The organism is Enterococcus sp. LJL98, from assembly GCF_054871745.1.
This window is the reverse complement of sequence record NZ_JBTXLU010000016.1, coordinates 35,235-57,030: the sequence shown is the minus strand read 5'-3', so window position 1 is coordinate 57,030 and position 21,796 is coordinate 35,235. Positions and strand designations below refer to the sequence as shown.

Annotated in this window: 22 protein-coding genes; 4 read left to right on the top strand and 18 right to left on the bottom strand. The window is 37.1% G+C overall.

Translation table 11 applies throughout. From position 1 onward, the window contains the following. Nucleotides 1–3 precede the first annotated feature (3 nt). From ACYSNO_RS11885 to ACYSNO_RS11835, 11 genes are all read right to left on the bottom strand, one after another. The gene (locus ACYSNO_RS11885) at nt 4–963 is read right to left on the bottom strand and encodes an ABC transporter permease (protein WP_461731296.1); all 960 of its coding nucleotides are present in this window, start codon (nt 961–963) and stop codon (nt 4–6) included. A 76-nt stretch (nt 964–1,039) separates the two neighbouring features. Beyond that, nucleotides 1,040–2,677 carry a type 2 periplasmic-binding domain-containing protein gene (locus ACYSNO_RS11880; protein ID WP_461731295.1) on the bottom strand — a complete coding sequence of 546 codons (1,638 nt, stop codon included), beginning with the start codon at nt 2,675–2,677 and terminating at the stop codon, nt 1,040–1,042. A 153-nt stretch (nt 2,678–2,830) separates the two neighbouring features. Beyond that, a complete protein-coding gene (locus ACYSNO_RS11875; RefSeq protein ID WP_461731294.1) occupies nt 2,831–4,369 on the bottom strand; it encodes a glycoside hydrolase family 27 protein in 1,539 nt (512 codons plus the stop codon). 171 nt (nt 4,370–4,540) lie between these two features. Next, the gene (locus ACYSNO_RS11870; protein WP_461731293.1) at nt 4,541–5,509 is read right to left on the bottom strand and encodes a pyridoxal-phosphate dependent enzyme; all 969 of its coding nucleotides are present in this window, start codon (nt 5,507–5,509) and stop codon (nt 4,541–4,543) included. A 1-nt stretch (nt 5,510) separates the two neighbouring features. Next, nucleotides 5,511–6,335 carry a carbohydrate ABC transporter permease gene (locus tag ACYSNO_RS11865; protein ID WP_461731292.1) on the bottom strand — a complete coding sequence of 275 codons (825 nt, stop codon included), beginning with the start codon at nt 6,333–6,335 and terminating at the stop codon, nt 5,511–5,513. Between the two features lie 11 nt (nt 6,336–6,346). After that, on the bottom strand, nt 6,347–7,285 hold the full coding sequence (locus ACYSNO_RS11860) for a carbohydrate ABC transporter permease (RefSeq protein ID WP_461731291.1): 939 nt from the start codon (nt 7,283–7,285) through the stop codon (nt 6,347–6,349). An 82-nt stretch (nt 7,286–7,367) separates the two neighbouring features. Then, a complete protein-coding gene (locus ACYSNO_RS11855; RefSeq protein WP_461731290.1) occupies nt 7,368–8,639 on the bottom strand; it encodes an ABC transporter substrate-binding protein in 1,272 nt (423 codons plus the stop codon). A 51-nt stretch (nt 8,640–8,690) separates the two neighbouring features. Further along, on the bottom strand, nt 8,691–9,713 hold the full coding sequence (locus tag ACYSNO_RS11850; protein WP_461731289.1) for a Gfo/Idh/MocA family protein: 1,023 nt from the start codon (nt 9,711–9,713) through the stop codon (nt 8,691–8,693). Between the two features lie 19 nt (nt 9,714–9,732). Further along, the gene (locus ACYSNO_RS11845) at nt 9,733–10,602 is read right to left on the bottom strand and encodes a sugar phosphate isomerase/epimerase family protein (protein WP_461731288.1); all 870 of its coding nucleotides are present in this window, start codon (nt 10,600–10,602) and stop codon (nt 9,733–9,735) included. 49 nt (nt 10,603–10,651) lie between these two features. Further along, a complete protein-coding gene (locus tag ACYSNO_RS11840; protein WP_461731287.1) occupies nt 10,652–11,623 on the bottom strand; it encodes a Gfo/Idh/MocA family protein in 972 nt (323 codons plus the stop codon). Further along, entirely contained in the window at nt 11,620–12,093 is a 474-nt protein-coding gene (locus tag ACYSNO_RS11835) for a hypothetical protein (protein WP_461731286.1), read from the bottom strand. Before ACYSNO_RS11835 ends, ACYSNO_RS11840 begins: the two co-directional genes overlap by 4 nt. Nucleotides 12,094–12,290: 197 nt before the next feature. Here ACYSNO_RS11835 and ACYSNO_RS11830 point away from each other — a divergent pair, with 197 nt between their 5' ends. The 4 genes from ACYSNO_RS11830 to ACYSNO_RS11815 are packed head-to-tail and all read left to right on the top strand — an operon-like array spanning nt 12,291 to nt 15,927. Beyond that, nucleotides 12,291–13,214 (top strand): helix-turn-helix domain-containing protein, encoded by a 924-nt coding sequence (locus ACYSNO_RS11830; RefSeq protein ID WP_461731285.1) that lies wholly within the window; start codon nt 12,291–12,293, stop codon nt 13,212–13,214. Nucleotides 13,215–13,228: 14 nt separating this feature from the next. Further along, nucleotides 13,229–13,732 carry a hypothetical protein gene (locus tag ACYSNO_RS11825; RefSeq protein WP_461731284.1) on the top strand — a complete coding sequence of 168 codons (504 nt, stop codon included), beginning with the start codon at nt 13,229–13,231 and terminating at the stop codon, nt 13,730–13,732. Next, nucleotides 13,729–14,739 carry a Gfo/Idh/MocA family protein gene (locus ACYSNO_RS11820; protein WP_461731283.1) on the top strand — a complete coding sequence of 337 codons (1,011 nt, stop codon included), beginning with the start codon at nt 13,729–13,731 and terminating at the stop codon, nt 14,737–14,739. Before ACYSNO_RS11825 ends, ACYSNO_RS11820 begins: the two co-directional genes overlap by 4 nt. Before the next feature lie 30 nt (nt 14,740–14,769). Next, nucleotides 14,770–15,927, top strand: coding sequence for a Gfo/Idh/MocA family protein (locus ACYSNO_RS11815; protein ID WP_461731282.1), 1,158 nt, complete (start codon nt 14,770–14,772; stop codon nt 15,925–15,927). Nucleotides 15,928–16,393: 466 nt separating this feature from the next. On the opposite strand, the gene ACYSNO_RS11810 is transcribed toward ACYSNO_RS11815, so the two are convergent. From ACYSNO_RS11810 to ACYSNO_RS11780, 7 genes are all read right to left on the bottom strand, one after another. After that, nucleotides 16,394–17,434, bottom strand: a complete 1,041-nt coding sequence (locus tag ACYSNO_RS11810; RefSeq protein ID WP_461731281.1) for an aldose epimerase family protein — start codon at nt 17,432–17,434, stop codon at nt 16,394–16,396. 100 nt (nt 17,435–17,534) lie between these two features. Further along, nucleotides 17,535–17,768: a hypothetical protein gene (locus ACYSNO_RS11805; protein WP_461731280.1), complete on the bottom strand. Its 234-nt coding sequence runs from the start codon at nt 17,766–17,768 to the stop codon at nt 17,535–17,537. Nucleotides 17,769–17,892: 124 nt separating this feature from the next. Further along, on the bottom strand, nt 17,893–18,099 hold the full coding sequence (locus tag ACYSNO_RS11800) for a hypothetical protein (RefSeq protein WP_461731279.1): 207 nt from the start codon (nt 18,097–18,099) through the stop codon (nt 17,893–17,895). Between the two features lie 288 nt (nt 18,100–18,387). Next, nucleotides 18,388–18,561: a sugar-binding domain-containing protein gene (locus ACYSNO_RS11795; RefSeq protein WP_461731305.1), complete on the bottom strand. Its 174-nt coding sequence runs from the start codon at nt 18,559–18,561 to the stop codon at nt 18,388–18,390. A 175-nt stretch (nt 18,562–18,736) separates the two neighbouring features. Further along, nucleotides 18,737–20,530 carry a glycoside hydrolase family 2 protein gene (locus ACYSNO_RS11790; protein WP_461731278.1) on the bottom strand — a complete coding sequence of 598 codons (1,794 nt, stop codon included), beginning with the start codon at nt 20,528–20,530 and terminating at the stop codon, nt 18,737–18,739. Nucleotides 20,531–20,541: 11 nt separating this feature from the next. Continuing rightward, a complete protein-coding gene (locus tag ACYSNO_RS11785) occupies nt 20,542–20,943 on the bottom strand; it encodes a hypothetical protein (RefSeq protein ID WP_461731277.1) in 402 nt (133 codons plus the stop codon). Nucleotides 20,944–20,948: 5 nt separating this feature from the next. Continuing rightward, the gene (locus tag ACYSNO_RS11780) at nt 20,949–21,785 is read right to left on the bottom strand and encodes a carbohydrate ABC transporter permease (protein WP_461731276.1); all 837 of its coding nucleotides are present in this window, start codon (nt 21,783–21,785) and stop codon (nt 20,949–20,951) included. Nucleotides 21,786–21,796: the final 11 nt, after the last annotated feature.

Here is a 21,796-nt window from a genome sequence, read left to right as displayed (position 1 = left end):
TTTCTAAATAATTCGATAGCCAGCATACTTATCTGCAAGCTTATATGAAATCACAATTAATATAAAACTAACCGTTGATTTTAGCAACCCTACAGCTGTCGCAAAAGAAAACTGCATATTAATTAATCCCATTCGATAGACGAACGTATCAATAATATCTCCTGTTGCATAAACTACTGGATTATACAAGTTAAAGACCTGATCAAAACCAGCATTTAAAACACTTCCTAGATTCAATGTTGCGAGCAACACAATCGTTGGTAGAATAGATGGCAAAGTAATATGAATTGTTTGTTTCCATCGATTCGCACCATCAATTGCTGCAGATTCATATAGCGCGGGATTTATACTTGTCAATGCAGCTAAATAAATAATCGTACTATAACCGTACCCTTTCCAAACATCTGTTGCAATCAACAATGGGCGAAACCAAGTATTACTAGCTAAAAACATAATCCTCTCTAAGCCTAAAAAAGAAAGTAAATTGTTAACCATCCCATCTACTGAAAAAATCATAGAAACCACGGTTCCCAAAACTACCCATGAGAGAAAATTTGGTAAGTAAACAATCGTTTGAACCGATTTCTTAAACCAAGAAATTCTGGCTTCGTTTAAAATCAGCGCAAAAATAATAGGAACAATCATTCCAACAATGATTTTACCTACTGCAATGATAATTGTATTTGTAAAAATTGCGCGACTATCGGGTAACTGAAACATGTATTTAAAATGCTCGAGTCCGACCCATTCGGATCCTAAAATACCTAAAGCAGGTTTGTAGTTTTGAAAAGCCATCACAATTCCAAACATTGGGACAATGCTAAAAATAAATACTAAAATCATTCCTGGTAGTAACATCAAATGGTAAGGTAACTCACTTGTTCGTTTTTTCTTTACTTTTATTTTATAAAGACTCTCTTTTTTTGTTTCTATAGGCACGTCTATTAATTCTTTGCTTTCCATAAAAATTCCTCCTTGTCCTGAATGAAATCACGGTACATATTTAAAGGATAAATCAGAAAAATATGTACCGTAATGGTTAGTTCATTGCTTTGACTTCTTCTTGGACTTCTAAGGTGATTTCATCTCCACCTGATGATTTCCAAACTTTTACAAATTCATCAAAAGCATCCAAGGATTCTTCTCCCATAATAATTTTTAGGAACAACTCGTCTTCCATCTTCTTCAAATTAACCCATTTCGTATCCATTGTCTTTGTCGTTCCATAAAATGCCATATCATTGTACACAGATGCTTCATCGGTTGCTGCTTTTAACCCTTCCATGAACACTGAGTTTTCTGACCACACCTTTACGTCTGTTTGCTCACCAGGTTTATATTGCTTAATCAATTCCCAAGAGCCTTTCAAATGTTCAGGTAATTCTTCGCCATTTCCTGTATCTTTTGCTTGCTTTAATGCTTCATAGTCATTTCTATTCGCATGGGCATTCTCTAATTTATAATCAATTGGAGCATAATACCATGGGAAATAAGTATCACCATCAAAGGCGGTCTTGCGATATTCAATTGCTTCTTCGGTTAAACTAAAGTTAAAATCAGTCACATTATTGATTGCTCGCATGATGGCTTCAGGATGCTCGTAGTTTTTATTTACTACTACATAACGAACAACGGGTGTTCCTGTATAAGTCTGAAAAGTCCCATCTTCTTTTGGTCCAGCCATTGCTACCCAATCAGCATTCGGATTGTTTTTGATTGTTTCAGCCATTGCAAACTGGGAAGACCACCACGGAGCAAAGTGAATACCAACAGAATCCGTTAAGACCCCTTCTCTTTCTTCAGCAGATCGCACCGCAAACTGTTGGTCTAACACACCTTCTTTGTACCAATCGCTCAACATTCCTAAGATTTCCTTTGTTTCAGGTTGAACACTTCCGTATACGACTTCTCCATCTTTTTCAATCCACTGTCTAGGATACGAACCATGTTGGTTAAAGATTGGGGAGGCATCAAACTCTGCTCCAAAAACACCAGCTACCCAATCAGCTAAAGTAAATCCTGCCGTTTTGCCATTTCCTGCCATATCTTTTTCAATAAATTTTTTCGCTAATTGATATAAATCATCTGTTGTCTCCGGTAAATCTTCTCCTAGTTCATCTAACCAATCTTTTCGTAACCAAGTTAGAGTCTGCTCATAATAATAATAAGGTGTGGGAATCGCATATAATTTATCATCTTGCGAAACATGTTTTAAAATGTCTTCTCCATAAGAATTGATTCTTTCTTTTACGTTATCAGAAGCTGCCTTATCATAAGCTTCAGTTAAATCAGCTAATAAATTATTATCTCTTAGTTCTTTATATAATTTTTCACCGACTACCATTACATCTGGTAAATCGCCGGTACTAATTGATAAAGCGACTTTTTGATTCAAGTCTGCCGTTTCCCAAGCAACTTCAGCTTCAATATTGGTCTGCTCTTTTAAAAAACGACTGGCTGGACTATCTTCAATCGTGTCTCCTTCAGGCATATACGCTAAATCTCGTTGCCCTCGACCAATTGTAAATTTAATCGGTTCTTCGTATTTACCATACGGTTTATATTCTTCTAGATTCTTCTCAGCCGCTTCTCCTGAACCTGATCCGCCGCTTCCACAACCAGTTAAAATGATTCCGCTTAATACCAATGTACTTAATAATCCAACAACTTTTTTCATCCTTACAGCCCCTTTTCTTTAATCTATAACCAATTGTAAGCGTTTTCCGGAGGATGATAAATAGCACATTTTTTGTTTTTATATCACTTATTATGCATTTAAAAGCATGATTACTTATTATTTTTATCGACGAAGATTTTTTTATTAATAACGCTATCCAAAAATCAACACATAAACTTCATGTGCTAAAATCTCTTCTAACATAACAATACCTTTTACAATTTTGACCGGTTTCCCCCACGCTTCTTTCATTTCTTTCTTTTGGTATTCAAATTTGTTTCCATGAACTGTTTTCGGTAAAGATGCTAAATCAATTGAAAAGGAACGTCTTTCCTCACTTTTATTAAAAATGATAAGACCACTTTTCCCATTGTCTAAGACTTTTAGCAACACATCCATCGAATCTTTCGAACAATGGTAGGCTGGAAGATAAGGTCGCGACTGGTTGAACTGAATGATTGGTTGATTCAGCAATACCTCGAGTGCCTGATTCGAAGCTTCAACATCTTTTTCTCCTTGTTTGACAAATTCACGTAAATCATTGCCTAAAATTAATGGTGCTGCTAAAAAGGACCATAAAGAAAAATGGCTTTGATTCTCAATTTTCGAGAGTGCATTATTTCCAACCTCTAGCATATCTGGATCCCCATAAGAACCTTCAACTGCATATTTTGATACCGCAACTGCTTTTTCATAGCAACTTACAACAGAATCCCAATTGTTCTGGATGTCATGAGCAATCCGATATTGGTTTGAGATGGTTTGTGCCCACGTCCAAGGAGCATTTCTCCCATGCTCACATATTCCAAATTGAAAATCCTCAGAACCATACGCTTTTTTTAAGGCTTGATACATTGTTTGATAACGTAACATCGCATCACTTTTTTGATCGTGAATTGGATTTGTCACAAGCAGTTTCTCTACTTTTTGCTCGACAAAAATCTCACACTGTTCGCGACCGGTCAAACTCCACCCGCTAGAGGTGGGGAAGTGAATGACAATTTCTTGTGTACCAAGCTGTAATGTCAGTAGCAATCTTTGTTCCGTTTTTCTTTTTTTATATGTAACAGTCACCACATAATTTCCTGGAGAAATGTTTTCTTCCCAAATAATTTGACCTTGATTTCCTCCCAATCCTGTAACAAATGAGATTCCCTCCGCTTGTTCAAATCGAGCGGTTCCAGATAAATAACCGGCTTTTACATCCAACATGAGACGTTTTTTGGTTGCTTGATTGTAAAACTCAATCTGCATGATATCTGGCGCTTGAGTCAACCACTTCTCATCGCTATTTAGATCCACTACATGGCAGTAGTCATATTTCAAAAAATCAACGCCCCATCGATGAAAGGTTTGTGCATCGATCGTTTCATGCCCATAACTCCCAGGTAAATCCTCGCAGGTCATTGCGCCACTCGAACTATATAACCCGACTTTTAAGCCCATCGCATGAATTTCTTCAATTAGCTTTTGTCCATTCGAAAAATTCGTTAAATCAAATTGCAATTCTCCGGTATGACTTCGTTTGGAAGAATGCCAACAGTCGTCTAAATGAATGTATTGATACCCGACATCGCTGAGTCCAGATGACTTCATCGCCTGTGCAATCTCTTTTATTTTTCCTTCATCAATCGATTGACGAAAATAGTTCCATGACGACCAGCCCATCATTGGCGGTTTTAACTGTTTCATTGCCTTGTCTTTCTCCTATCTTTTTCACGTATCATTTAATAATAAATAATCCCTATGCTTCTTCCCAATAAAAAAAGCTGCAACTTTAACGACCACTTCAAAAAATTCGCTTCTTGTAATCTTTGCTTCTTTTTGAAGTTTTCATTTTTTATCGCAGCTTCTGTCATCCTTTTAAATAATTTCTTTCAATGATCCAGAATCAATATTTCCACCTGAAACGATGGCAACTGTTTTTCGGTTCATCAATAAATGGTCGAGCGTCCCACTTAAAATAGCAGCAGTTGTTAAGGCTCCCGCGCCCTCAGCAATAATTTTTTCTTTATAAGCCAAATATTCAATCGCTTTTTTGATATCCGCTTCTTCCACTAAGACTGTTTCGTCAATAAGCGATTCTAGAACCTCATAGGTGATTTCTCCTGGAATGGCTACATCGCATCCATCAGCTAACGTTCGGTCTGAACGATTTGCTGTAATTTGGTGATTCCAGATAGACCGTAACATTCCATGAACGTTGTAAGATTGAACGCCAATAATTCTAATTTTAGGATTCATTGTTTTGACCGCTACTGCTACACCGGCAATCAATCCGCCTCCGCCAATTGGAAGAATCAGTTGATCCACATCCGGTATTTCTTCTAAAATTTCAAGACCGATCGTTCCTTGCCCCGCGATTACTTCATAATCATCATAAGGAGGAATAAAAACTTCGCCGGTACGAAAACTTTCTTCAATCGCGGCTTGCTTCGTCGCATCAAAAGTATCGCCTATCAGAACGACCGTCGCGCCATACTTTTCCGTCGCTTCTATTTTCGTTAACGGTGCGGTCGTCGGCATAAAGATACGCGCTTGAATGCCTAACATTTTGGCAGAAATCGCAACACCTTGTGCATGATTTCCGGCAGATGCAGCAATCACTCCCCGTTGAATTTCGCCAGCGGTTAATTGAGCTAACTTGTTATAGGCTCCTCGAATTTTAAAAGATCCTGTTCGCTGTAGATTTTCTAGTTTAAAAAAAATGGTGCCATTTTTCATCCCTGACAAAATATTACTTGGCACTAAGGGTGTTCGAATAACCACGTTTTCTAAACGCGATTTGGCTGCTTCAATTTGATGAAATAAAGGTACTTGTTTTGTAATCATGCTACTTCCCACCTGACAATGCAATTCCTTCAATAAATTGTTTTTGGAAAATTAAAAAGACGATAATCAATGGAATACAAGCTAAAAATGAACCTGCCATCACTAGCGGGAAATCTGTTCCATATTGTCCGCTTAATGAAGCTAGTCCTGCTGACAAAGTCATTTTTTCAGTTGACGTATTCACAATTAATGGCCATAGCAATGAATTCCAACCATAAAGCAAACTAAAAATAGATAACGAGACTAACGCAGATTTAGATAACGGCAAAATAATCGTAAAGAATATTTTTATACGTGAAGCGCCATCAATGACCGCTGCTTCTTCAATTTCCTCAGGAATGGACATAAAAAATTGTCGGAGTAAGAATGTCCCAAAAGCTGAAAATAGCCCCGGCATGAATAATGCTGGAATAGAATCAAGCAGTCCTAAGCGTTGAACGATTAAATATTGTGGAATTAAAAAAGTTTGGCCTGGTACCATTAAGATTGACAGCAAGAGTAAAAACAAGCCATTCTTAAAAGGAAAATCTAAACGGGCAAAAGCGTATGCAGCCAATGCACAAAGAAAAACTTGTCCTACGGTAATGACGAGTGTCGAAATAATCGTATTCACGTAGAAATTTCCAAAGGGGAAGACTTCGAAAATTCGAGTGAAATTTTTCCATTGCGCAACTTCAGGGAAAAAAGTTGGTGGAACTTGAATCGCTTCTGTTTTTGTTTTCAGGGCAGTAATAATCATCCAAATAAATGGAAAAACCATCATCACTGAGCCTAAAATTAATAGCAAATGAACAAAAATTTTATTGGATATTTTTTCACGTCTCATGTCGAAACCTCCTATTTTGTATAGTGTACCCATTTTTTCTGTAGGCTAAAGTTAATTGCTGTAATCACCAGTGTAATCAGTAACAACATTACGACAATTGCAGCACCGTACCCCTTTTCATTGAAAACAAAAGAATAACGATAGAATAAGAATGAAATGGATTGAACACTTTTTAAGGCTGGATTTGTTTCAGAAAACATTAAATAAATTAAATCATATACTTGCAAAGCACCAATTAATGAAGTAATGAGATTAAAGAAAATCGTTGGGGTTAACAGTGGAAGAGTCACACTGAAAAACTTACGAATCGGACCGGCACCATCCATTTCAGCTGCTTCATAAAATGAGGAAGAAATCCCTTGTAGACCTGCTAAATAAATCACAATCGCCGTGCCTAGTGAACTCCAAATTCCAACAACAACAAGCGAAATCATCGCCCAATTCGAATCCGTTAGCCAGCTTGGTCCATGGATACCAAAAAAACCTAAAAATTGGTTCAAAATTCCAAATTCTGAGTTAAAGATCCATTTCCAAATCATTGCAATCGCTGAAGTCATTGTAACAGCAGGTAAAAAATAAATGACGCGATAAAAACTTTTCCCTTTAATTTTTGCATTCAGTAAAACAGCAATAAAAATAGCAATAAACATGGCTACTGGCACCGTAAATAAGGCGTAAGTAAAGGTGTTTTTTAAAGCGCCAAGCAATTCAGGATCTTTAAATAATCGTTGATAATTCTCTAACCCAACCACTGTATAACCACCAAACATCCCCCATTCAGTGAAGGAATAAAAAACACTTTGAAACATTGGGACTAAATAAAAAATAATGATACCTAAGTATAACGGTGAAATAAACAAGGCGGCCGTCAGTACTTGGTCCTTTTTATATTTTTTAAACGTTCGACTTTTTTTATTTGCGACATGCTTTTCTATTTTTTGTGTACTCATTCTGCGCTCCCCCTAAATAAAAAATGCTAGCACAAAAAACCAGTTTTTGATTTTTTATGCTAGCAAAGAATCATTTTATTTTTTATTTTTGTAACAAGGCATTTGCTTTTTCTGCAATGATTTTACTAGCTTCTTCAACGGTAATTTCACCTGTCCATGCTTGGTTAATCGGGTCTTGTTCAATTGCAATTGCAGCAGATGAATTCTTATACCCTGGAAGTGGAACTGCATAGTCCACTGCATCAATAAAGACTTGAATGTTTTTATCAGGATGAGCATTTACCCAAGCTTCTTGCGTGCCTTCGAGTACAGGAATAATCCCACCTGCTTCTGCAACGTGTTTCATTGACGCCTCTGAAGATAAGTACTCAATCCATTTTTTCGCCGATTCCTTATTTTTTGAACCAGAGAAGACCACGTTTGCTAAGGAATTGGATGTTGTTGCACGTTCTTTTCCTTTAGGTAGAGGTGCCACATCAATATTTTCAATCCCAAAATCTTCTGTAAATAAGATTGGTACTTGATAAGAGCCATCGACAGCCATCGCGACTTTTCCAGAAAGTAACAGCTCGTTTGAATTCGTATTTGTGATTAATTCAATCGGCGTTCCTGAGCCATCTTCAACAAATCCATACCAAAATTCAATTCCTTCAATCGCTTCTGGTTGGTCAAATCCTGACTTCGTCCCATTTTCAATGAAAGGTGAGCCACCATTTTGATAGATTGTCTCGTAATACCCACCTTGCCAAGTTGGTGGAACAGCCATCCCGTAGATTCCCTTGTCTTCATCGGTCAATTGTTTGGCTACATCACGCCAAGTTTCCCATGTCCAGGTTTCATCTGGGTAAGCAATTCCTGCCTCATCAAACATTGTCTTGTTGTAAAAAAGAGCATTGGTATCAAAATCTTTTGGTACTCCGTATAACTTACCATCTGCACCGGTATAGGAATCTAAATATTGACTCGGAATCTTGTCCAAATCAACATCAATTCCATCTAGCGGCTCTAAAATACCATTTTCAATATAGTCAATTGCACGAGGAATATTTACATTAAAAACATCAGAAGCATTATTTCCAGTAACTGCAGTTTCAAGTTTGGTCCAATATTGTGCCCAGGGTGTAATTTCAAATTTTACTTCAATCCCTGTTTCTTCTTTAAAATTATCGGCAATGTCTTGGATTGCTGCGGCATACTCTTTATCCCATAAGGCATACGTCACAACTTCTTTTTTACCCTTATTACCGCCATCATCACCACTGTTCGTCGTATTTCCTCCACCATTTCCACAAGCAGCGAGCAATACAGCAGACAACCCTAGTAAACTTAAAGTGCTAACTAATTTCTTCTTCATTCCATTCCCTCCAATATTCTTAATTGAAAATCATGTTTCCCCTCAGTTCTTTTACAAAGCCACGCTTTGTTTGGTATTAGCCGATTTCACTTCAGCTTCTGCAATACGAATTGTTTCCATTGTGCTTTCTAGCGGACAAGCAATTGCTGGATCGACATTGTCTAAGATTGACTGCGCAAAGTGTTTGATTTCGATATAATAACCACTTTCTTTACTAATATCTGGTTCAAAACTTGGCTCGTTATCTGGGTAATCAACAAGTTTACCATTTTCTAAAATAATCGTTCCTTTTTCAAAGGCAAAACGATAGCGCATTTCAAACCCAAAATCGTCATTATTAATCGTCCAGTTATCTGAAGCATTCGCAACGATACCATCGTAATGATAATTCGTTGAAACGACATCGTAACCGCTGCCTTCAAATACTACGCGACCTGCTGTATTTACTGAATTTGGTGTACCTAGCAACCAGTTCAACGTATCCACATCATGAATATGCTGGTCTAATAAACAACCACCTGAGCGCTCATTCGTTAACAACCAATTTTCCCATGACCAAAGTGGCGTTGTTCCTCCACGGAATAAATTCACTTCCGTTAATTTGCCGTAACGACCGCTGTCTAGGGCTTCTTTTACGTAAACATACGAAGGGAAGAAGCGAAGGGTTTGCCCAATCATTAGGAATTTTTCGTATTTTTTCGATGCATCAATCATTTCTTGACAAGCTTCCGTTGAAATCGCCATTGGTTTTTCACAGAAAACATGCAGACCTTTTTCCATCGCTTTCACTGCATAAGGAGCATGTAAGAAAGTTGGTAAACACAAATCAACGTAATCTAGCTCTTCTTTTTCAATCATTTCTTCCATCTCTGTGTAAAAATTAAACTGAGAAAAATCAATGCTTTTGTCACTGATGTCAATGTTCCCTGCCGTTAATTTTCCTGTACGTTTTTCTTCATTCACATCACAAATCGCTACGAGTTTAATCGGAAATCCTTCGTTCATTAAACGCATGTACATCGACAAGTGTGAGCTTCCCATAAAACCTAATCCAACTAATCCGACTTTTAACATAATTTTTATTCCCTCCGTTTTATAAGTTTACAATATAATCTAGTGCACGACTCGTATCGTACGCCAATTGTTGACCATTTTCTTGATACGCACTTAGCTCACAAGTTAAGGGACCTGTGTAACCAATCTCATGTAGGGCAGCGACCAATGCTTTCCAATTTAAGCTTCCATTTAATAGACTCGTAAAGCCTGTGATATTCCCAATCGTCGTATTAAAGTCCTTTACATGAATTTTTTTAATGCGCGCCCCTAAAATTCGAACCCACTGTTCCGGAAAACCAAACTGTAAAACATTCCCTGCATCAAAATACATGCCCACATGACTACTGGCAATTTTATCGATAAAATCGCGGGTTTCTAACGGACTTAACAAGAATTTGTTCCAAACATTTTCAATTCCAATAAAAATGCCTTTTTCCTCCGCATAAGGTGCCAATTCTTTAAAAGCAGCAAGTGAACGATCGTAACAAACGTCGTAGCTGTCTGTCGGTGTTACCAATCCTGGTACGACAAGAACGGTATCCCCACCCAGAGCTAGACAGACATCGATCATTTTCTTCACGACTGCTAGCCCTTTTTGACGAGTTGCTTCATCCTCTGAAGTCAATGGATAACTCCAGTGTAATGCCGTTGAAATACTCGTAATTGGCAATTCGTATTTCTCGCTCAAGGCTTTGATATTTGCTAATTCTTCCGCTGTCACCTCTGTTGTCAACGTCGGACTGTCATTTAAAGCTAGATCCTTTGAGACAATCGTTTCTGCAGCTTGGGCTTCTGAAAGATTTAATTCAATCGTATCAAAACCGGCATCTTTGGTTAATTGAAATTGCTCTTCAATCGTTAACCCTGCTGGCAGTGACCACACGTTCATTCCTTTTAATAAAGTCATCCTGATTCTCCTCTTGTTCGCTATTTTCTAATATTTCTATTCATTTCGCTTAAAGTGTGACTAATTTTTTGGTCATCGCTGATTGGAAAGCCGCTTCGGTGATTTGTACGGTATAAAGGCCATCCTCGCCTGAAACAGGTGAAGTTGTTCCTGCTTCAATCGCTTGAATAAAGGCATCAATCATGCGGGAGTCCATACTTTCTTCAAAAAAGAATTCCTCGACCGTCCCTGTTACATCATTGAAGACCTTCAATTTCCGGCCAAAGCCATCGACTGTCATTTGTCCTTTTTCAAAAACAAGTTCTAAAATTGCATCGCCCCAAACAGGATAAGTTTCTGGACGATTCCAAGAAGTGTCTAAAGACATAATCACACCCTCGGTCATGGTCAATTGAATCAAGCCAATGTCCTCAACGGGTAAATCTGGTTGGCTTTTTCCTGCATAAGCAAAGATTGCTTTTGGATCAATGCCAAACAAGTAATTGACGAGATCACAAATGTGCACCGTATGATCAATTAATGCGCCACCGCCTGAAAGCTCGGGATCAATAAACCAACCCCCAGGATTTTTCCCATGATTAGAAGAATTAATGAGTTTTAATTTCCCAAGTTCGCCACGATCAATCACTGTTTTCAAATTTTGAATAGGCTCTGAGAATCGAACTGGATGCGCCACAATTAACAATCGATTCGCTGCCTTTCCTGCTTCAATCATAGCTTCGGCATCTGCTGTTGATAACGCCATTGGTTTTTCAACAATGACGTGTTTGCCATAAGCAAAAGCTTTTAGTGCATAGTCTTTGTGAAAGGCATTTTCGGAACAAATATTCACTGAATCTGAAGGAACAGCTAGTAGTGTTTCTAAATCTTCAAAAACAGGAAGATTGTACTCTTTTCCGAAAGCTTGACTGAGCGTAAGGTCACGATCATACACACCAACAACTTCTATTTTCCGATCCTGAAACTCTTGCACATAACTGTGCGCATGCATATGCGCAACGCCAATAATTGCTACTTTCATCCGATGACAACCTCCATCTCATTTGCCTCTTTAATTTTTTCAACAAATTCACGCGTATACGTTGCTAATTCCGGTGAAATTTCTGGTGTTTTCAATGACAACGAAGAGTGATAGTAGGTGCCTGCATAAGCATTATCTGCTTGCGTATCAAATTGAATCATGCCATTTTTACCAACAACTTCAATTTTTAAGACCGGTGTTGTCACCTCTTCCCAAGTCGCAAACGCTAGATTGACTAAACATTCATGATTAAAGTCAAAGGTTACTAACAAACTCGTCTCATTTTTTAAAATTGTAAAATTCGTTGGTTTTTCTTTTTTCAAAGACAAGACCATCTGAATCATTGCTGTAATTGAAGCTTCTTTTTCCTCACCTGCAAAACGATGATCATAAAAAGAAGAACGAATAAAAGAAATCTCTCCAATCTTCTTCGCTTCAAGGATTTGTTCCAGATTTCCAATAATTTCCATTTCACACCTCTATTTTCTGCATATACTATCGTGTATACGCTTTCTTTCCTTTGATTAACCTCAGCATACCGAAATTTCCACCCCCCTTAGTTAGATAAAAAGGTCATTTCCTTACAAAAAAAGGTTCGAGTCAAATTATTATTACAAAAAAAGAGACAATGTGGGATAATCAACAGTAGAAAGTGGGGAGAATGCTCATGTCAAAACAACAGAATAATTCTTTTCAGTCCCTTTCGACAGGCATTGTTCAAAGAATTACGAATATTGCTTTTTATGAATTTATTGCGCGACAATCTTACTCCATTCATCCTGTCGAAGCTTGTAGTCTCATATTTATCGATTATGGCGAACTAGCAGTCACCGTCGGCAAAAAAAAGAGGCAATTAAAAGAAGGGCAAGCCTTTTTGATCCCCCAACATACGGATTATGCTTTTCAAACAGAAGAAAGCGCAGTGAATGTTTTATTAATTAGCTTTACTGCAACCAACAACGCATGCTTGACTCCAATCTATCAAAAAGAGGTCACTTTAGAAAGCTTGCATCGAAATTTATTTGCGCAAATTATTACGGAATCAAAAAGCGTGTTTCCTCAAATTGCGACCAATATTTTTCAAGTCACTAGTCAAGAACGAATGGAAAATAGCCCTTTTGGTGCAGAGGCCTTGATTTATATTTATTTGTCACAATTACTAATTTTTATGGCTCGCTCAAATCCTTTTGTACAAAAAGAAAAACCGAAACCTTCAACAAGTCTAATCAAAAAACATTTTGATAAAAAAGAAATTGATGAAATTATCACTTACATGGAAGAAAACCTTCATAAAAACATCTCAATCTCGGAGTTTTCTGACCATTTCTTTGTAAGCCCTTCCTACTTAAAAAAGACTTTTAAAAAGGAAACTGGCTACAGTGTCATCAACTTTTATCGCATTTTAAAGATGGAACGTGCCAAGCAATGGGTTCGAGAAGGACAGATGAACTTCACTGAAATTGCTTGCCAATTAGGTTATGACACCTTGCATCATTTTTCAAATAGCTTCAAAAAATATACTGGGTTGAGCCCAACTGCTTATAAACATTCGATTCATACTATTGAAACGAAACTAGAAGATTTCACCTAGGAGGGATCTCGCAAATGAAAATCGAACATCAGGACATTTTAGAACAAATAAAAAACAAACGCATTGGTGATGTGACCTTTTCAAGATACGATCTTGCTACGGGAATCGAATCCAAACAACAACAACAGTTTATTTTAAAAGAGGCCTTACAATTTTTACTTCTTTGTCACCAATCTCATTTAGAAACGATTTTCGCTTCTCATGAGCCTCAGCAACAAATCTATCTAGTAACGATGCAATTTCAAGACCAAAGTTTGTCGAATCTTTTCATTGATGGCTCACCAGTTAATCAGCAGAAATTCGTCAAAAAAATTGAAATTGTAGGTACCAATAGCCTTTATCAGTTTCATTCTGCTGACGAACGAGGGTTCAGTTCAAATTTTATTCTACCTGGTAATTACTTTCCAGATTATGATGAGGCCTCACTAGACAATATTTGGCTTTCCAATCTTGTTTATCAAATTCACGATAGCATGAATCAAAAGAAAATCATTCACTTGGGAGGGGAAACAACATGAAAGTTGGGATTATCGGATGTGCCCATATGCAAGCCGAAACTTCTTATCTAATGCTAAAACAAATGGGCGTTGAAGTGACAGGTGTCTTTGATCGCAATCCTATTCGTGGTTCTGCTTTTGCCAAAGAACATCATCTACCCTTTTTTCCTAGCTTGGATAAAATTTTAAAGACTGGTATGGACACAGCGATGATTTTTTCAGAAAATTCGTTGCACTATGATTATACGTTAGCCTGCGCTTTTCACAAAATTCATGTCATCGTTGAGAAGCCCTTGGCCCTTAAAGTAGAAGATGCCAAACGGATGATTCTTGCTTGCCAAGAAAATGGTGTAAAGCTTTTCGTTTCCCATCCTGTTCGTTATGCTCAGACAATGATTGAATTGAAACAACGGTTTGATGCAGGGGAACTGGGGAAGATTTTAGCCGTCGTCGGGACCAACCATGGGAAGAATCCGGGCGGTTGGTTCTTAGACAAAGAATTCTCTGGTGGTGGAGCTCTGCTCGACCATATGGTTCACTTAATTGATTTATCCAAGTGGATTTTCAATTTTGAAATCGCGTCAATCTATGCTCGTACCAATTGTCATAACTACGACGAAATCGAAGACTCTGCCCTTTTACATATTCACTTTACCAACGGAGTTTTCATGAGCCTGGACACTTCTTGGAATCGACCAGATACTTATCCTGTTTGGGGCGATGCCACGCTCAAAATCATTACTGATAAAGGAACTGTTTTTGCGGATGGTTTCGGTCGCCGTTCAGATATTTATCTGAATCAACCGTTTAATGTCACGACACTGTCAGATATTGAACTAAAACGGACAGCTGCCATGAGTCATTTTTATGAAAAATCAATGACTCTTTCGATGTTAGAAGATTTTAAGCGTGCCATCGATGACGACTTACCAGTCACAATCAGTGGGCTAGATGGTCTTTATCCTGTTGAAATTGCTGAACTGGCTTATCAATCTGCCCACCAAAAAAAAATCATTCAACTAAAATAACTCATTCACATTCATAGGAGGAACGAATACATGACAGTTAAATTTGGGATTATTGGCTTAGGTAATCGAGGATATAAGTACGCGTTGCGGACAATCGCCCAACATAAAGATTCGGAGGTTATCATGGTTTGCGATGCTTTCGGAAATAATTTTCATCACTTTCCAGAAACACCAAACACAACCGATTACCAAGTGGTTCTCGACAATCCTGAGGTCGACGCGGTTTTCATCGCCACACCAGACGACACGCATGCTGAAATTATTTTAGCGGCAGTCAAAGCCAACAAGCATATTCTTTGCGAAAAACCACTAGAGATTAGTGACGAAAAAGTCGCTCAAATTGAGGAAGCACTTGAAGGTTATCCAAAAGCTTTTGAAGTCGGCTACGTCTTACGTTATGCCCGAACCTACAGTAAAGTCAAAGAAATGATCGCAAGCGGGCTCATTGGACAGGTGATCATGGCAAATGTCATTGACCATGTCCAGTATGGAGGCTACGCCTATTTTCACGACTGGCATCGAACACGTGAAAAATCAACCTCTTTACTGTTGCAAAAATCCACTCACTCCCTCGATTTAATCAATTGGTATCTCGACAGCACACCTGAAAAAGTCGTTGCATTTGGTGACTTAATGGTTTTTGGCGAAGTTGGAGCCATTGAAAAATTTGGGAAACCTGTCTCGGATGACTTACACTGCAGCAATTGCCCGATTAGTAATACTTGTGAAGAAAGCATCCAAAACCTCGCCAAAGAAAAGAAGATTTCTTGGTCAGACAATTGGCCAGACAATTGCGTCTTTAATAGCGAGGTCGATGTGGACGATCATCAAACCGTGATGATTCGTTATGCCAACAAAGCAAAAGCTACCTATCAACTCTGCCAATTCGCTGCTTTTTATAAACGAGAATTCCAATTTTTTGGAACAAAAGGGGAATTGTATTTCGATGACGTCAGCAACACCATTACAGTCACGGATCGACTAAAATCAGAAACTCTGACGTATCAAAACAATCACGAAGAAACAAACATGGAGCCTGGCGATGAAGAGCAACTAGAGGATTTCCTTGACGCCATTCGAACAGGGAAGAAGCCTGTCTCGAACCTAGAATCGAGTGTTCTTGCAGGGAAGTTAGCATTAGCCGCACAGCGATCGATTGATAATGAGACGATAGAGAAGATTGATTAAGTTCTTCATATAAATTTCTAATAAGAACATTGATGAAACAAGGAAAAAATAGAGTTTATAAGGTATTCCCCATCAATTATCTCTATTACTTAGAGGACCGATAGCCTAAAAATAAGGCCATCAGGTCCTCTTTGTCTCGGAGTATTATTGACTTTTCCCAATCCGACAGTAATAACTAGAGACCACTCTTGGTTGATGTTATTTTTTCTACAGTTATTACCCTTGATTTTCTTCCAAAATCGTCCTTGTTAACATGGTTTTATTCAAATAATAATATTTATTTTTTCAATAAATGCAGAGGATATTTTTTGATGACGGCATCGCATTATAATTATGAACTCATGCGGAGTAAAGCGAGTATCGTTCATTTGCGTTTCCCCTCCTTATACTCTTCAGTAGATATTGAAATTAAGTACAACATAAGTAATTTTTAATTCGCTTCACTTCATATTACAAGTGACGATAATTACCATTTTATCTCAAAAATTGTAGTCGATTCAAATGGTCTTTCTGGTATTAATTCAACACTTCCAAAACCTGTTTGATTCATCGCATCCGGTAACTCTTGTGTTTCAAGCGTTATCCCACCGTGCTTCACTTGATAGGTATCTCTCATTTCTACTGGTTTTTCCAACATATTCGCTGTGTAAATAACAACAGCTGGACGATCAGTATAGAGAATGACTTGGACTTTTTTATCTTCTGAAACTAGACGTCCCTTTAATTGTTCTAGTTCACTTTGATTAAATACGAAAGGATGATCATACCCATCAACTAATTCATTTTGCTCATAGTCACTCATGAAGCCTTGCTGAATGACTGCCCCTTCGGTTACCGTAAAGTCAAAAGGGGTCCCAGTGACGTCTCGTAATTCTCCTGTCGGCAGCAAATCCTTAGCTAAGACACCAAAATGGGAAGCATCAAGATAAAGGCGATGATTGCCGATTTCTTGATCAATCGAAGTATTTAAATTGAAATAAGTATGATTTGTTGGATTATAAACTGTTTTTTGATCCGTTGCTGCCCAATAATCAATTTTAATCTGGTTGCTATTCGTTAATGTGTAAGTAATTTTCTGTTCTAAATTCCCTGGAAAACCATTTTCTAAATGGTGAGAATCGATTGAGAAAACAACCTTCACTTGTTCCTCCTCTTCGAGAATTTCAAAATCCCAAATCTGACGGTCAAAACTATTCATCCCGCCGTGAAGATTGTTCTCTCCATCATTTTTTTCCAGTTGATACTCCACACCATCTAGCGTAAAGGTCGCATCTTTAATACGGCCAGCAATACGGCCAATTGAAGCACCAATATACGAGTCCTTCTCATCATATTCTAGCGCCGAATCGAAACCTAAAATGATATTTCGACGTTCCTGTTGAAGCGGAATAAAGATATTCACCATCCGAGCACCATGGTTGGAGAGTTCTAAGGTTAATTGATTTTCGTTCGTAATGGAAATTAACTGTTCATTATTTTTACCGAATGTTCTTGTATGGATTTTCATATTTTGATAGCACCTTTCTTTAGATAATCAATTTAAGCGAACAATCCTAGCCCTCTTCTTGTTTTTTCGAAGATTGCTAGGACTTTTGACTTTTCTCATTTTATTTTAAACGTCGTTCATTTGTTCCTTTAATTCTTTCAATAGTTACTTCGGGTTCACGATTTGACGTGTACAGACCTTTAATTTCTTGCTCAACATCTGTTAATTGAGTATAGTAGAAACCGTTAAGATAAGGGAGGGCTTGAATCGTTTCTGTAATACTGTCAAAACGTTTCAAGAAAGAGGATTCATCCTTCACTTGATTTCCGTATCCCAAATTATCTTTCTTGTCCATTTCAAAGGCAATGCCCCCATACTCAGAGATGATTACTGGCTGTCCTTTGTATCCGTAGTCTTTAGCAAAGGCAAAGCAATCACGGTTAAACAAGATTTCATTATTTAATAAGTTTTGTCCGTTTTCATATTGAAATTTTGCGCATACCAAAGTAAGAATGAATATGATCAATTGCTACTGTTTTTCCATCGTACAAAATCAATGTAATATCATATAAATTCGGTTCGTGAGTCGACCATTTTTTCGTCCCTCGGTTTGAATCTTTACAAATTCGAGTATCCATTTGAATCGGTGCCATTTCATGAGTGAACATACCTTTATAGTGGCTCACCAACTCCTCTTGAAAGGCAATTTTAGCTTCTAAGTGGTAATGGGTATCTTCTGATAATAAAACTTGATTTTTTTAAGATGGCTCTAAAACAATGCAATCATTATCTAAATCCGGTGTCATCTTCACAGACTCTAACCCATTGATAGATGCTTTTTCCAGTCAGACTGATTTCCAAATATCTGTTGTTCCAACATACCAACAATGTTTATTTCCCACGAGGTTGTTCATTTATCAGTGAATCAACGACGCGAAGAAGAATTTTATTGTCACTAGGTATAAGGTAGTCCACTAAATCAAAACTAAAGTCTCATATCCTCCCCGAGGATCGCCTAATAACTCACCATTCAACCACACTTGCGTATAGTAATCGACACCTTCAAAATGTAATACATAATTACATGCCTCTTCAACTAAAAATGTTTTTTCATACCAAACAACATTATGTTGTTCTTGTTCATTGATACCTTTTTTTCCTTATCCCTTCATTCTTATTTTCAAAAGCAAAACGCCATTTCCCATCTAATAATTGCCAATCTTCCCAAATAAGCTGGTCCTTGGATGCTATTTGCGGTTGATCATACTTTAATTGTTTTTCTTTTAATAGCGGTGGGAATACCGATCCTACGACACAAACACTTTACTCTACACTAAATACATGGAAGCCATCATTTATTTCTTTGATTTTTTCTAAATCACACTTCGGTTGCCGATTATAGGTTAATAGTCCATTGATCTCTTGCTCAACGTCGGTAATTTGAGTATAGCAATATCCCCATAATCCTGTTGACGCATAAACAGCATCCATAATTCTTTGATAATCCGCTATAAATTCCTCTTTATCTTTTACAGATGTATAACCCCAACCAGGCTGACCAGAAACATCAAATCCAATTCCACCAAATTCTGTCAAAAGAATCGGTTGATTTCTATAAGAAAAACCATCTGCAAAAATAGGCCAAGGGGTCGAGATATTACAGAGTAGTTTTTCGCGTGTACCTATGCTATCTTTAAAGTAATTATATTTTTTGACTTCATCTTCTTGTCCATGTTGATAATTATGAATTGCTACGATATCTGTATCTGTAGCTGCCCACCCATCATTAGAAATAACCAGACGAGTCATATCTAAAGAACGAACATAATTATATATTGCCTGAGAAAAATGTTGTTGCTGACGATCAAAAGAGATATTAGGAACGCCCCAACTTTCATTAATAGGAACCCAGGTAATAATACAAGGATGATTATAATCTCGTTTCAATATATCGGTCCATTCAATCATCAATCGTTCAACAGAATCTCTATTATAAATTGGAGGCGCCGCACATTCTCCCCAGACGATGAAACCTAATTGATCGGCCCAATATAAAAATCGTGGGTCTTCCATTTTTTGATGTTTTCGACAGCCGTTAAATCCCATTTTTTTTGATAGTTCAATATCTACTTTAAAATCTTCATCGGTTGGAGCAGTCAGTAAACCTGTCGGCCAATACCCTTGATCTAATACTAATTTTTGATAGTACGGCTTATTATTTAGATAAACCATACCATTATCAGTATGAACTTTTCGCATACCAAAATAAGATTGAACCTCATCAACGATTTCTTTATTTTTTCTAACCCTTAAATCTAAGTCGAATAAATTAGGATTTTCTGGTGTCCAAGACCAGCCATCATTATGATAATTCGTTCTAAAAATATGCTCTTGATACAATTCTACTTCAAATATCAACTTATTCGTAATAAAATCTAAGTTACCCGATGCAATTTTTTCACCTCTAAAAGTAATCACATACTCTAACTGTGCATCTTGACAAAATCGACTTAGCACTGTTTCAATTTCGATTTTACCTTCATCAAAATGCGGCGTCAGCTTCAATTCTGTTAAGTAGTAAGTATTTACTTGTTCAATCCATACTGTTTGCCAGATTCCTGTAGAATTGGTATACCAGATTGCTGCCGATTCATCTTCCCAAAATTGCTTTCCTCGAGGAATACTCTCATCATAGTGAGGATCAAAGGCCCTTACACTAACTTGCTGTAAGCCTGTTTCATTTAAGTTGTCTGTGATATCTATTTCAAAAGATGTATGCCCACCTATATGATGGCATGCATGCTGGCCGTTAATATAAATATCCGCTTCATAATCAACTGCCCCAAAATGTAATATTGTACGAGCATTGGGTTTGTTGACTATTTCAAATTCCCTTTGATACCAGACCACATCATGTGGAACTCTTTCTTCAATTCCACTTTCTTTACTTTGATACACAAAGGGAACATTTATTTTCTTGTCATAATGTCCCTTCTCTCTGTACCAGTGTTCTTCTACTCCTTTTTTTTCATCATCATAAGCAAATAACCATTCACCATTTAAATTCAACCACTCCTGCCTAACCAATTGTGGCCTAGGATATTCTGTTCTTTTCATTCTTTACTCTCCTATTTTATAATCATCATTTTTTTGATACTCTTATTCTTAGATAACAAAATAACTGCTGCTGACATACTAATTACGACACTAATCAAATCAAAAATTACATATGAAAATAATGCTTGAATAATTAAAAAATAACCTGTTTTTTTATTTACTCGGTTATCCTTTAAATATCTTTGACTAACGACAAAGTTTGCTATCCCCAAGGTAATCAAGAGAATTCCAAAAGTAGTTGTCAAAGTAAATAGACTCGACTGCATAGTGTCAGTCAATACGTTTTCTTTAGCTGAACCTTGTAATTGAAATCCGAATTTATATAAGCCGTAATAGAAAATAGTAACTAATCCATCAATAATTTGCCAAATCCCTAAAGCCAATATCAACTTTCTTTCTATTCCTCTTTTCATAAATTCTATCCCTTCACTCCTGCTGATAATGACATTGATTGCAAGAAATATTTTTGAGCAAACAGATATAAGATAAAGGTCGGTAAAATAGCAATTAAAGCTCCTGCCATTAATAGGGTAGGCTGCGCTTGATACATTCCTTGTAACAACTGCAATCCTGAGGTAATTGGCATTTTTTCAATATCATTAAAAATAATCGACGGCCATAAAAAATCATTCCATGATCCTGTAAAAGAAAACAATGTAACCACCAGTAATACTGGTTTGATCAAAGGAAATATAATTTTGACAAATATTGTCAATTCACTCGCACCATCCATTTGTGCTGCTTCATCAAAATCTTTCGGTATATTATCCATAAATTGCTTTACTAAAAATATATTAAATACACCAGCAGCACCTGGTACAATCATCGCCCAAGGGGTGTTTACCCATCCCAGGACATCCATAATTTTATAAAGGGGGATTAAATTAACTACTCCTGGAAACATCATTGTTGCTAGTAAAAAGGAGAACAATGCCTTTTTTCCTTTGAATGTTAGTCTACTATATGCAAAAGCTGAAAATGATACGACAAATAGAACTAAAAATGTATGACTTACTGCGATAAATAATGAGTTAAAAAACCATCGCACTAAAGGAGTACTTGTGTTATTCAATAAGAGTTCTGTGTAATTTGTTAGTACCCATTCAATTGGTAAAAGACGTGTTCCTGATGTCAATAACTCAATTTCTGACTTAAAAGAAGTAAAGAATCCATACAATAAAGGAACAATCCAAATTATCGACATAAATAATAAGAATAAAAATGCTAATAACTTACCTGAAAATTTTCTCTTCATCTTTCCTCCCC